The sequence below is a fragment of the Sulfurimonas sp. HSL-1716 genome (genome assembly GCF_039645975.1).
Classification (GTDB): domain Bacteria; phylum Campylobacterota; class Campylobacteria; order Campylobacterales; family Sulfurimonadaceae; genus Hydrocurvibacter; species Hydrocurvibacter sulfurireducens.
In genome coordinates this window covers 1617523-1629173 of the sequence record NZ_CP147918.1, presented here as the reverse complement: position 1 = coordinate 1629173, position 11651 = coordinate 1617523, and the positions used below count along the sequence as shown (strand labels likewise).

The following is an 11651-nucleotide window of genomic DNA, read 5'->3' as shown; positions in this document are numbered from 1 at the left end:
ATTTGAATGTTTAGATTCTTCTCTTCCCTTTTTTTATTGGTATCTTTGCTCGGTGCATCGACAAATCAAGATATATTAAAAAGAGCCGAGGGGCTTGCCGGATCCGGTAAAACCAATGAACTTTTTAGAGCATATAACGATTACAAGAATCTCTATCTTCGTTCGATTATAAGCGGTGACTCGTCGTTGAAAATAAAATCGTTAAACGGCATAGTGGTTACAGGTAAAGAACTTCACATAGATGTTTCCCAATATTCGGACGAGCTGAAAAAAATAAACTCGCATAATACCTATAAAGTATCAAAAAGCGATACAAGAAGTAAAACAAAGACTGTTAAGCTCGAACCGCTCTCAAGAGTAAAATCCGTAAAATGGGACGGCAATGATCTTGTTCTAAGTTTCGATACCGTGCTTAAAAACGGTCAGATCAAATACTTTGTACTTCATGACAGTAAAAAAAACAGATACAGGTATGTATTTGATATAAGTTCCTCTTCGATCTCCAAAAGCAAAGTTCTTGTTAAAAAAGGCGTATCCAGGATCAAATTAAACCAATATAATCCAAAGACGTTAAGACTGGTATTTGAAAATAGAGAAAAGTTGAACCTGCATTTCACCGTAGATAAAAATGATCTGATCATCAGTTTGCTGATAACAGAGAAGCAGGTTTTCAATAAAAGCACTCTTAGAACCTTGCCGAAAAAATACAATACGCATACGAACAAGATAATAGTAGTGGATCCTGGTCATGGAGGAAAAGACTCCGGTGCTATCGGATATAGACACTATTATGAAAAAAATCTGGTTCTCTCTATCGCCAAAGAGCTTACACAGACTCTTAAAAAGCGCGGATATAAGGTTTATATGACAAGAGACAGAGATATTTTCATAAAACTAAAAGAACGTACGGCATACGCGAATAGAAAAGATGCCGATCTTTTTATATCCATTCATGCAAATGCCGTCTGCAGTTCAAAAGCTGAGAAAGCCTGCGGTATAGAGACATATTTTCTTTCACCTTCGAGAAGTGCAAGAGCGACATCGGTCGCGGAGCTGGAGAACTCCGCCGATCTTTCGGATATGAACGGTTACGGTAAAACGACGTTTTTGAAGTTTACGACAAATCTAAACCGAATTGCATCAAACAAACTGGCAATAGATCTGCAGCGGGGAATGCTCGGCAATTTAAGAAAGCATCACAAAGGCGTCATAGATGCAGGTGTGCGCGAAGGGCCGTTTTGGGTCTTAGTAGGTGCGCAGATGCCGGCTGTTCTGGTCGAGGTAGGATTTATTACAAACCCCGAAGAAGCAAAAAAACTTGTCAACAAAACATATGAAAAGCATTTGGCCGAGGGGATCGCCAACGGCGTCGAGAGTTATTTTATAAATAATTAGTCCTCTTTCTTATACTCCAAGTTTCCGGCTACGGCTTCTTTATCTGCTATGAGCTTTTGTATCTGCTCTTTTACTTTGGCGTATCTGTACTGCTCTTTAAAGCCTATGATACGTCCGCCCGAGGCATTGGGATGTCCGCCTCCGTCCACCCACTCTTTTGCGATTTCGGAGACGCTTACCTTGTTGTTTGCCCGAAAGCTCATCGTGCCTCTGTAACTTACGTCGACTATAAAGTCATAATCATCGAACTTTGTCAAAAAACCGTTTCCAACGATGGAAGTGTTGCCCACGCCGTAGCTTAGGAATCCTTTGTAGCCTTTGTAATATATCGTCATAATATTTGTTTTTTGACCCAGAAGGTTTACGATGTATGCAGTTGAAAGATTATCCAGCGTGTCGTCTTCATCTTCTTTAAAAAACTCTTTTTTCATCATATGTATAGCGTCGTCTAATGCGATATTCGCTTTTTCATTTTCTATAAATTCGACGGCTTTTTGTAAAAGCGAAAGTTTATAAAATCTGTCGTCATCTCCGAAAGTTACGCGGTTTAACTCTCTCGTTTCGGAAATAAGACGCATACAGACCTTTCCGAATTCAAAGTTAAATACTTCCTCCTGTTTCCAGAGATCGACGGCATTTACGATATCGACGAATTTTTCCATCCAAGATGTTTCGTTTAGTTCAAAATTCTCTTTTGCATAATCGTAAGTAATCTTTGTAGCGCATCTTGTGGTGTCGAGATAGTACCAGTCGAATTTGTTCGCACTGTCCTGTCCGCTTCCATGATGATCCAAGAGAAGGATCTTTATATCTCTGCCTTTGTCGCACAATTGGATCACTTCTCTATCCAGCCATTTTGCTTCATCCATCGTCAGATTGAGATCCGTTATAAGGATAAGGGCGCTTTTGTCGTTTGCTTTGATATCATCTAGTATCTCTTCGAGTCTGCTTTTCACTTCTGCACCGTAGTTGGCGTTATAGCTTTTCATATTATGCGGAGTGTAGCTCATGACAAGCTGGCAGCTGTAGCCGTCAAGATCCGTATGCGAGAGATGATATATATTTTGTATGTTCAATTTTTTTCCTTTTTTAGGTTTACGCGAAGTCTAGGCTATATCGATAGAACCCATTACTTCGAATTTTGCGTTTGAGTCTATCTCTGCGTGAGAAAGCGTTACGACATCAAGGCTGAATCTTTCAAAAATCTCGGCAACAGGACGGCGCAGCTGCGGATCGACTATGATGATGACAGGAGATATCCCTTTTTGCAGGACTTCGGTCGCTTTTTGACTCGTTGCTTGGATAAGGTTGTTTATTTCGCCGACATTGAGCATAAGATTTCTTATGCCGTCTTTTTCATTTGATTTTTCAAGCATCATCTGTTCGCTTGCAGTCGAGAATGTAAGCAGATGGATGATGCCGTTATCACCCGCGTACATTTGTGTGATCACCCGGGAGAGTTTTGCACGGACCTGTTCGGTAATGATATCGATGTTTTTAGTGTATTCACCGATGTCTGCGACGGTTTCTAAGATCGTCAGCATATCTTTAAGCGGTATCTTTTCATGTAAAAGTGATTTGAATACCCTTTGAATAAGCCCGATGCTTGCGACTTTAAGTACATCGTCGACGACAACGGGATAATCCTCTTTGATCTTGTTGATGAGAGACTGTACCTCTTGACGGGTGAGCAGGTCTTCGGCATAACGTTTGACAAGCTCGCTCATATGAGTGGAGATAACGGTCGCAGGATCTACGACGGTATAGCCGTTGATGATGGCATCCTCTTTTTGTCCCGGTGATATCCACAGGGCATCAAGACCGAATGCCGGTTCTTTTGTCGGCTCTCCGTCGATATCGCCCGTCGCCATTCCGCTGTCCATCGCCAAGAACTTATCGGGAACAATCGTTCCCTCTCCGATAGAGATACCTTTTAAAAGTATCTGGTACTGGTTTGGTTTGAGATGCAGATTATCGCGTATACGAACCTGAGGCATTAAAAAACCGAAGTCTGCAGCTATCTTACGGCGCATAGAGCGGATACGCTCTAAAAGATCACCGCCTTGTGCGGCATCGGCAAGACGGATAAGCTGATAGCCTAACGTGAGTTCAAGCATCTCTACTTTCAAGATATCTTCAAGTGCCGCTTCCTCCTCTTTTGCGATCTCTTCATTTGATTTTGCCGCCGTTTTCGTCTGAGCAGACGCGGCTGAGGTTTTCTCTTCGCTTTCCTCTTTCTCTTTGCTTGAAGGCGAAAGAGCGTTCAAGATGGTGAGTTCTCCCAAGTCATACTTGTAAAGAGCGTATCCAAGCCCCAAAAATACTAGACCGACAAAGCCCATAGATATTGTCGGAAGACCGGGAACGAGTGCAAACATGATCATGATCCCGCCGACGATGATCATATTCTTTGCACTTCCCATCATCTGTTTGATGGTACCTTCGGCAAAGTTGCTTCCGTCGCTTGATGAACGGGTGATCATAATACCCGTCGCAGTCGATACGATGAGTGCGGGGATCTGCCCGACAAGTCCGTCTCCGATGGTAAGTATGGTAAATGTCGAAGCACTGCTTGCGACCGTCATATCATGCTGAAACACTCCTATGAGAAATCCGCCGATGATATTTACAAGCGTGATGATGATACCCGCAACGGCATCTCCTTTTACGAACTTGCTCGAACCGTCCATGGCTCCGTAGAAGTTTGCGTCCTGAAGAATTTCCGCACGTCTTTCTTTTGCCTGTTCGTCATCTATGAGTCCGGCGTTTAAGTCGGCATCGACTGCCATCTGTTTACCGGGCATCGAGTCGAGGGTAAAACGTGCAGCGACCTCTGCAACCCTTCCCGCACCTTTGGTGATGACCATAAAGTTGATGATGACAAGGATGGTAAAGACGATGATCCCTATAACATAGTTTCCGCCCACGACGAACTGTCCGAAACTGGTGATGATATCACTCACCGCCTGAGGACCTTCGTTCCCGTGACTGAGAATCATCCTTGTTGTGGCGACGTTTAGAGAAAGCCTGAAAAGAGTGATGATAAGAATAATGGTCGGAAATGTCGTCAGATCGGTCGGTTTTGGTATGTAAAGAGATATGAGAAGTATTAAAACCGCGATCGCCATAGAGATGGTAAGCATCAGATCAAGTACACCGCTCGGAAGAGGAACGATGATGATGGCAATAATGGCGACGACAAAAAATACTACACTTAAATCGCGTTGACCGATTAAAAAATTAAGAGATTGGCTTATCTGTTTTCTAAAAGGTACTTTTTTTTCCAAATGTCACTCTTCTATAAGATCTTCGATGGTGAGCGTATCTAAGAAATCGTCGATTTTCCCCTGAAGTTTGTTTAAAAACGGCCATAATGAGCATACCTTGGCTTTATCCGCAGGGCAGGAGTTTATGGAAGGCGAACAATCAAAAACCGCCGGACTTTTTCCCTCTACGGCACACATGACCTCCAAGATGGTTATCTCCTTACTGTTTTTGATAAGTTCGAATCCGCCGTTTACTCCCTTAAATGACTGGAGGATATGATGTCTTGTGAGAGACTGCAGTATTTTTGATAAAAAACTTTTGGAGATGTCAAGCTCTTTTGACAAAGTATCCGAATCCATAGGACCGGAAGCTTTCGCCAAAACAACCAAAGATAAAAGAGCGTATTCGCTCGCGCGTGTCATTAACATAGATGATGGTTTCCTAAAATGTATAAATTATAGGTATTATATCTAAAAAAATATTTTACGGGGTCTAATTTATTTAAGCCGGGTATAGGAGATTGAAGAAATTTTAGATATAATTTCGCTTCGGCTTTTAAAAGCTAGATTATTATACCATTCAGGAGGCTATTATGGCTTTAGATTCGGCTAAAAAATTAGAAATTATTGCTAAGTACGGACGTAGTGAAAACGATACGGGTTCAAGCGAAGTTCAAATCGCACTTTTAAGTAACCGTATTGAAGAGTTGACTTCTCACCTTAAAGTGTTTAAAAAAGATCATGCATCTCGTTTAGGTCTGCTAAAACTTGTCGGTCAACGTCGTCGTTTGATGCGTTACTTCAAAGCTAAAAACAGAGAAGCTTACAATAAACTTGTTGCAGACCTCGGTATCCGCGACAACATATAAGTAACTACTTGTATAAAAATAGTCCGTTAACCGGACTATTTTAAAAATATCTCTTTCGCTTTTTTTAGATCTTCCTCGGTATCTATACCAAATCCCGTACTCGAAACTTTTACCATCGATATCTTCTTTTGATGATAGATCGCACGTAACTGCTCTAACTTTTCTATATCTTCTATCGGAGCATCGCTCAGATTGCAAAACTCATACAGACTCTTTTTCGTGAATCCGTAGATTCCGATATGCCCGAAATAGCTTGCATCTCCGCTTCTGTCATAGGGAATAGGCGATCTTGAAAAATAGATGGCGTTGTTTGCATCGTCAAGTATTACTTTTACAAGATTTGGATCCTGTGCAGCTTCTTTGTTAATAGCGTTATAACAGCTTCCCATGATGAAAGGTTCGTTTTTCTTTTTAAGCGTGTCAAGCCTGTCTATGAGTGCTTTGACTACGGCTGTTTCAATAAAAGGCTCATCTGCCTGTACGTTTATGATGATCTCATCATCTGCGATATCCAAAAGCTGTGCACATTCGTTAATACGGTCCGTTCCGCTTTTATGGGTGGTCGAGGTCATCATGGCTTTGATATCGTGATCTTTGCAGGTAGAGAGTATAAGCTCGTCATCGGTCGCAACGACTACGTCGTCTACAGACATTACTGCTTTTGCCGTGCGAACGACCATCGGCAGACCGCCGATATCTGCCAGAACTTTTTGAGGAAATCTCGTGGACGCCAAACGTGCCGGGATGATTATCATTTAACCGCCTTAGTGTATAATTACGGAAATTATATCAAAAAAGGGTGTTTTATGACACTTTATCAGCCCGAATCAGGGTATTGTTACAATAGCGATTCTTTATATCTGTATAAGTTTATAGACTCTTTTCATCCGCGCGGAAGGATGCTCGATGTAGGTGCCGGATGCGGAGTTGTAGGACTTTTAGTAGCAAGAGATAATCAAAAAGTCGAGCTCCATGCCGTTGAAAAGCAGGAGATATTTGTAAAATATGCCGAAAAAAACGCAAAAGCAAACGAAATAAATTATAATATACACCATATGGATTTTTTAGAGTATGAGGATGAAAAGGGGTTTGACTATATCATCTCAAACCCGCCTTTTTATCACGAGGGCGCATCAAAAAGTGAAGATGAGATGCTTTACCATGCGAGATACAACGTGAACCTCCCGTTAAAACAGTTTTTCGGCAGAGTAGCAAAGCTTTTAACACCGAAGGGGCATTTTATATTTTGTTACGATGCAAAACAGTTCGCAATTATCTGCGCTCTGCTCTCTGAAGCAAAATTAAGAGTAGTTGATGTACAATTCGTACATTCAAAGATAGACAGAAGTGCATCGCTGGTAATGCTGCATGTAAGAAAAAATTCTAAATCACTTTTAAATGTACTGCCGCCTTTCATAGCTTTTGACGGAGACAGATTTTCAAAAGCTTCGGAGTCAGTATATGAAAAAGCGGGGACAAACAGCATAAAATGTCAGATTTAATAAGAAAAGAGGGCTTCTCTTACGCTTTTGACCCTTCACAGTGTGAGACCTGCGAAGGGAGATGCTGTACCGGCGAGAGCGGCTATATCTATCTTACACAAGACGAGATAGTGAACATCGCAGCACTGCTGCGACTCGATACGCAGAGTTTTATCGAGAAATATCTTTATAAAAAAGGGTATAGATACTCCATAAAAGAGGTAGTGTACGAAGGTTCCAACGACTGTATATTTTTTGACAGAAAAATGAACGGATGCAGTATATATGAGGCCAGACCGACTCAATGCAGAACATTCCCTTTTTGGGATTATTTTAGACAGAGAGTAGATGAAGTAAAACAAGAGTGTCCAGGGATATCAGATGACTAAAGTTATATTTTTCATACTTGTTTCAGTGTTTTTTATCGGATGTCACAGCAGTGACGTCAAGCCGAACCAAAAAGCTTTTGAAGGCGAAGACAGATATACGGTATTTGCACTTGAAGCCGAGAGAATAGGGGATTATAACTCCTCGGCGTCTCTGTTTAATACGATATATGAAAAATCGGGGAAAAAAGAGTATCTCTACAGATCGCTTTTGGGACTGCTGGATTCGCATCAGTATAAAAAGCTTTTACAAAGATCCGTAAAATATCAAAAAAAATTTGCCGACGATGCGGTACTTAGAAGATACGAGATATTGGCACTGGTCGATCTTGACAGGCTCGAAGATGCGAAAAACAGAGCGCTTGAGTTGGTCACTAAAACAAAAGAACCCGATGACTATATCTTAGTCAGCAATATCTATGTAAAACAGAACCATTTTAAAACGGCGTTAAAATATCTTGAAAGTGCTTATAACGTTAACTATAACGAAAAAATACTCGACAAGATGGCGATCATCTTATATGTGAACCTTCAAAAAAAGAACGAAGCGCTTGCATATCTTGAGTCGCATATCAGGATACACGGCTGCTCAAAGCTCATCTGTCTCAGGCTGGCGGGATTTTACAGCAATGAGAACAATGTGGACGGGATGCTTGCCACATATCTGAGACTCTATGAACTCGACCCTTCCGATAAAATCGCTCAAAATATCATAAAGCTTTACGGGTACAAAAAAGAGTACTCAAAACTGATGATATTTTTAGAAGACTGCGGTTGTGACGACGATCTGCTGCTGCAGCTGTATTCCGAAGCGAAGCTTTACGCAAAGGCTTCCGTCTTGGCAAAAAAACTTTATATGCAGAACTATGATCCGCAGTATCTGGCACAAAGTGCCATCTATAGATATGAGAGTCTCGATAAAAAAGGCGATAAAAAAAGTATCGATGAAATACTCGAAGATCTAAAAACAGCCGTGCAGTCAGATCCTAGACCACAGTATCTCAACTATCTCGGTTACTTGATGATAGAGCATAACACGCATATAAAAGAGGGGATATCTTATGTTAAAGAGGCTCTAAAAATAGAGCCAAATTCAGCATACTATCTGGATTCCCTTGCTTGGGGGTATTATAAGCTTCACAAGTGTAAAACGGCAAAAAGAATCATAAATAAAGTCGTAAAAGAGATAGGTTTGAAAGAACCGGAAGTTAAAGAGCATTATGAAGCGATAAATCAGTGTATAAAGGAAAAAAAGCGTAGATGATTTTAGACGATATCATAAAAAGAACGAAAGAAGACCTAGAAAAAAGAGAGAAGGAGTTCAGTCTTGACTGGCTCGGGCGCTCTCTTGCTTTTAATGCAAGAGCACCCAGAGACGTGGTGCCGTATCTGAAATCAACAGAAGAAGACCCGTACAGGATCATAAGCGAAGTAAAAAAAGCAAGTCCTTCAAAAGGGGTTATACGCGAAGATTTCGACCCTTTGGCGATAGCACAGGCGTACGAAAGAGGGGGAGCGAGTGCTATTTCCGTTTTGACAGAACCGCACTTCTTTCAGGGAGATATCGAATATCTCGCCGGAATAAGACGCTATGTGGGTATCCCGTTGCTTCGTAAAGATTTTATCATCTCAAAGTATCAGATTTTAGAGGCTATGGTATTTGGAGCCGATTTCATTCTTTTGATCGCTGCCGCGCTTTCTAAAAAAGATCTCAAAGAGCTGCTAAACTATACCCGCCATCTCGGGATGGAAGCATTGGTAGAAGTCCATGACAAAACCGACCTTACAAAAGCCATCTATGCGGGTGCGGATATCATAGGAATAAACCACAGAAATCTGCAGACGTTCGAGATGAACATGAACCTCTCGTACGAGCTTATCCCGCTTATTCCAAACGGCAAGATCATAGTCGCAGAAAGCGGTATCTATGAGCACGGACAGCTTGAAGACTTAAGCAAGGCAGGTGTGGATGCGTTCTTGGTAGGTGAGTCTTTGATGCGTCAAGATGATGTGGAAGGTGCTCTTAAGAAGCTAAAATACGGGGAGTAAGTTCTTTACTCTCTTTTCTTATATGTAAGACTTCTCGCATACTTTTTTTTATCGCAAAAAAAGTATGCAAAAAAGCTTGTGTCACGAGTTGGATTTTTTAACGCCTTTTTTCGGTCGTTCCAGCTAAAAATCAAAAACTCGGTCGCACACTTCCTCAAACAGTTTGATTTTTTTCACGCTTGCTCTCGGTCAAAAAGACTAAAATCCAAAGTGACACAAAACAGCCGATACAATTGCCACGTCGGTGCAACATCTGCAGAGCCAAGAAATAGTAAAGTAATGACGTAAAGAAAATGCAACGTGTTTGAACGAAGTGAGTTTTGCATTTTTAGGAATGGATTTGCTCTTTCTTGGGAACTCGCCTATGGCGAGCTCGAAGCCGTTGCAGAGTTTTTGCTTACTTTTTGCGGACAAAAAGTATGGAGTAGTTGTTTACATGTAAAAATTTTTATTCATTTTGTTTTTTTAAATGAAAACGAATATAATATCTCTGATTATAAAAAAGGACATAGATGGAAATAAATACTCTTTTACCTATTTTTACTGCAATAGTAGGTTCGTATCTTACATATTTTTTTACAAGTCGTTCAAAACGTGAAGAAGCTATTTTAAAGTATAAAGAAGAAAAGTATGCAAATCTTTTAGTTTTATTACAAGGGTTTGTAGGCTTAACAGCAACAACTGAAACAAAACGTAAATTTTTTGAAGAACAATATCGTTCGTGGATTTATAGTTCAGATGAAGTTGTTTTAGCAGTCAATAAAATGATAAAGCTTGTCATTGATTCAAAAGGAAATAATCCAGATCTTGAAGAAGGAAGAAAAGCAATAGGTAATATTGTTCTATCAATGAGAAAAGATTTAAAAGGCAAAACAAATCTCACATACAAAGACTTTACATACATAGATGTTAGATAAGATTACATGTAAGAATTCTTACATGTAAAAAGAAGTTTTACGAAAGAATCGCTTTCGCACACTCATTGATGCGCTTTCCATCTGCTTTTCCTGCAAGTTCTTTACTTGCTGCTCCCATAACTTTTCCGATATCTTTCATAGATTCAGCACCGACTTTTGCAATTATCTCTTTAATTGCGGAGCTTAGTTCATCATCACTTAACTGCTTCGGAAGGTACGGTTCAAAACATGCTATTTCTGCGCTTTCTTTTTCTACTAGGTCGTCACGTCCTGCATCTTTGTACTGCGTGATAGAGTCGTTTCTTTGCTTTATCTGCTTTTGAATAATTTTGATGACGTCATCGTCTGTAAGCTCTTTTCTTTCATCTACTTCTATCTGCTTGAATGCACTGGAAAGGAGTCTTAAAGCGTCACGTTTTACTACGTTTTTTGCTTTCATCGCTTCTTTTATGTCTGTATTTATCTGATCTTTTAAGCTCATAAATATCCTTGGAACTTTTTTTGCTAGTATTATACCAAGAGCTTTTAAAGCTGCCCTTTATCCTATGCTAAAAGAAGAATTTTGATGATTAAAATAGTATTTTTCGGTTTGTATGTTATACTGTTATTTAGCGGTTGTACGGCTAACCTGACCGATCCGGAGATAAATTTCAAGCCTCCCAAATATGTTGAAGAGATGCCTCCAAAACAGGATCAAAAAGATTATGCTTCAGAGGGAAGTATATTCGGAAAAGGGGACAATCCTCTCTTTTCGGATCATAAAGCGATGCATGTCAACGACATCGTGACGATCGTGATCTCTGAGGCTACACAAAGCAGCAATACCGGTACCAAAGCACTTTCAAAAAGTGATACGAGCACCCTTGGAGGAGGCATTTTTGCGGCAAACGGAGGAAATCCCGCCGTATCGGCCTATGCAAACAAGCTAAACGGATTGACGAACATAGGCTTTACGGGTGCTACGACCTCCGCATATACCGGTTCGGGATCTTCGACCAAAGATGCTTCGTTCACGACGACCGTCTCGGCAAGAGTCATCAAGGTATTGGAAAACGGAAACTATTTTATCTCCGGAAAACGTGAGATCCTGATCGATGATCAAAAGCAGATCATACAAGTCAGCGGCGTGATAAGACCGTACGATATCAGCCAGAATAACCAGATAAGCTCTTCACAAATGAGCGATGCAAAGATATTATATAAATCTGAGGGAGATGTAGACCGTGCGACGAAACAGGGATGGGGAACAAAGATCATTCAAAGTATTTGGCCGTTTTAGCAGTATCGT

At 40.7% G+C, this 11651-nt stretch carries 13 protein-coding genes; 8 read left to right on the top strand and 5 right to left on the bottom strand.

All coding sequences use genetic code 11. The features are described from left to right. Positions 1-6 precede the first annotated feature (6 nt). Positions 7-1395, top strand: coding sequence for an N-acetylmuramoyl-L-alanine amidase (locus tag WCY03_RS08310; protein ID WP_345991967.1), 1389 nt, complete (start codon positions 7-9; stop codon positions 1393-1395). On the opposite strand, the gene WCY03_RS08305 is transcribed toward WCY03_RS08310, so the two are convergent. The 3 genes from WCY03_RS08305 to WCY03_RS08295 are packed head-to-tail and all read right to left on the bottom strand — an operon-like array spanning position 1392 to position 5090. Beyond that, positions 1392-2471, bottom strand: coding sequence for a phosphoesterase (locus WCY03_RS08305; RefSeq protein WP_345991965.1), 1080 nt, complete (start codon positions 2469-2471; stop codon positions 1392-1394). The genes WCY03_RS08310 and WCY03_RS08305 overlap by 4 nt on opposite strands. A gap of 30 nt (positions 2472-2501) precedes the next feature. After that, on the bottom strand, positions 2502-4682 hold the full coding sequence (gene flhA, locus WCY03_RS08300) for a flagellar biosynthesis protein FlhA (protein ID WP_345991962.1): 2181 nt from the start codon (positions 4680-4682) through the stop codon (positions 2502-2504). A 3-nt stretch (positions 4683-4685) separates the two neighbouring features. Beyond that, positions 4686-5090, bottom strand: coding sequence for an Rrf2 family transcriptional regulator (locus tag WCY03_RS08295; RefSeq protein ID WP_345991959.1), 405 nt, complete (start codon positions 5088-5090; stop codon positions 4686-4688). A gap of 164 nt (positions 5091-5254) precedes the next feature. Between WCY03_RS08295 and rpsO the strand changes: the two genes are divergently transcribed. Then, a complete protein-coding gene (rpsO, locus tag WCY03_RS08290; protein WP_345979151.1) occupies positions 5255-5530 on the top strand; it encodes a 30S ribosomal protein S15 in 276 nt (91 codons plus the stop codon). Positions 5531-5565: 35 nt separating this feature from the next. Here rpsO and kdsB read toward each other — a convergent pair whose 3' ends face one another. Beyond that, positions 5566-6285, bottom strand: coding sequence for a 3-deoxy-manno-octulosonate cytidylyltransferase (kdsB, locus tag WCY03_RS08285; protein WP_345991957.1), 720 nt, complete (start codon positions 6283-6285; stop codon positions 5566-5568). 51 nt (positions 6286-6336) lie between these two features. Here kdsB and WCY03_RS08280 point away from each other — a divergent pair, with 51 nt between their 5' ends. The 5 genes from WCY03_RS08280 to WCY03_RS08260 all read left to right on the top strand — a co-directional run bounded on the left by WCY03_RS08280 (position 6337) and on the right by WCY03_RS08260 (position 10363). Then, on the top strand, positions 6337-7032 hold the full coding sequence (locus WCY03_RS08280; protein ID WP_345991955.1) for a methyltransferase: 696 nt from the start codon (positions 6337-6339) through the stop codon (positions 7030-7032). Beyond that, positions 7020-7400: a YkgJ family cysteine cluster protein gene (locus WCY03_RS08275; RefSeq protein ID WP_345991952.1), complete on the top strand. Its 381-nt coding sequence runs from the start codon at positions 7020-7022 to the stop codon at positions 7398-7400. Before WCY03_RS08280 ends, WCY03_RS08275 begins: the two co-directional genes overlap by 13 nt. Further along, positions 7393-8661, top strand: a complete 1269-nt coding sequence (locus WCY03_RS08270; RefSeq protein WP_345991949.1) for a hypothetical protein — start codon at positions 7393-7395, stop codon at positions 8659-8661. Before WCY03_RS08275 ends, WCY03_RS08270 begins: the two co-directional genes overlap by 8 nt. Further along, complete coding sequence (trpC, locus tag WCY03_RS08265; RefSeq protein WP_345991947.1) at positions 8658-9446, top strand: indole-3-glycerol phosphate synthase TrpC; 789 nt, start codon at positions 8658-8660, stop codon at positions 9444-9446. The genes WCY03_RS08270 and trpC overlap by 4 nt, the downstream gene beginning before the upstream one ends. A 512-nt stretch (positions 9447-9958) precedes the next feature. Continuing rightward, complete coding sequence (locus WCY03_RS08260; RefSeq protein WP_345991944.1) at positions 9959-10363, top strand: hypothetical protein; 405 nt, start codon at positions 9959-9961, stop codon at positions 10361-10363. 37 nt (positions 10364-10400) lie between these two features. Here WCY03_RS08260 and WCY03_RS08255 read toward each other — a convergent pair whose 3' ends face one another. Continuing rightward, positions 10401-10844, bottom strand: coding sequence for a GatB/YqeY domain-containing protein (locus WCY03_RS08255; protein WP_345991943.1), 444 nt, complete (start codon positions 10842-10844; stop codon positions 10401-10403). A gap of 84 nt (positions 10845-10928) precedes the next feature. Between WCY03_RS08255 and flgH the strand changes: the two genes are divergently transcribed. Next, complete coding sequence (gene flgH, locus WCY03_RS08250; protein ID WP_345991941.1) at positions 10929-11642, top strand: flagellar basal body L-ring protein FlgH; 714 nt, start codon at positions 10929-10931, stop codon at positions 11640-11642. The last annotated feature ends 9 nt before the right edge of the window (positions 11643-11651 follow it).

Coding starts and splice junctions, on each gene's coding strand:
- WCY03_RS08310 (WP_345991967.1), top strand. CDS start 7: ATGTTTAGATTCTTCTCTTCCCTTTTTTTATTGGTATCTTTGCTCGGT.
- WCY03_RS08295 (WP_345991959.1), bottom strand. CDS start 5,090: ATGTTAATGACACGCGCGAGCGAATACGCTCTTTTATCTTTGGTTGTT.
- rpsO (WP_345979151.1), top strand. CDS start 5,255: ATGGCTTTAGATTCGGCTAAAAAATTAGAAATTATTGCTAAGTACGGA.
- kdsB (WP_345991957.1), bottom strand. CDS start 6,285: ATGATAATCATCCCGGCACGTTTGGCGTCCACGAGATTTCCTCAAAAA.
- WCY03_RS08280 (WP_345991955.1), top strand. CDS start 6,337: ATGACACTTTATCAGCCCGAATCAGGGTATTGTTACAATAGCGATTCT.
- WCY03_RS08275 (WP_345991952.1), top strand. CDS start 7,020: ATGTCAGATTTAATAAGAAAAGAGGGCTTCTCTTACGCTTTTGACCCT.
- WCY03_RS08270 (WP_345991949.1), top strand. CDS start 7,393: ATGACTAAAGTTATATTTTTCATACTTGTTTCAGTGTTTTTTATCGGA.
- trpC (WP_345991947.1), top strand. CDS start 8,658: ATGATTTTAGACGATATCATAAAAAGAACGAAAGAAGACCTAGAAAAA.
- WCY03_RS08260 (WP_345991944.1), top strand. CDS start 9,959: ATGGAAATAAATACTCTTTTACCTATTTTTACTGCAATAGTAGGTTCG.
- WCY03_RS08255 (WP_345991943.1), bottom strand. CDS start 10,844: ATGAGCTTAAAAGATCAGATAAATACAGACATAAAAGAAGCGATGAAA.
- flgH (WP_345991941.1), top strand. CDS start 10,929: ATGATTAAAATAGTATTTTTCGGTTTGTATGTTATACTGTTATTTAGC.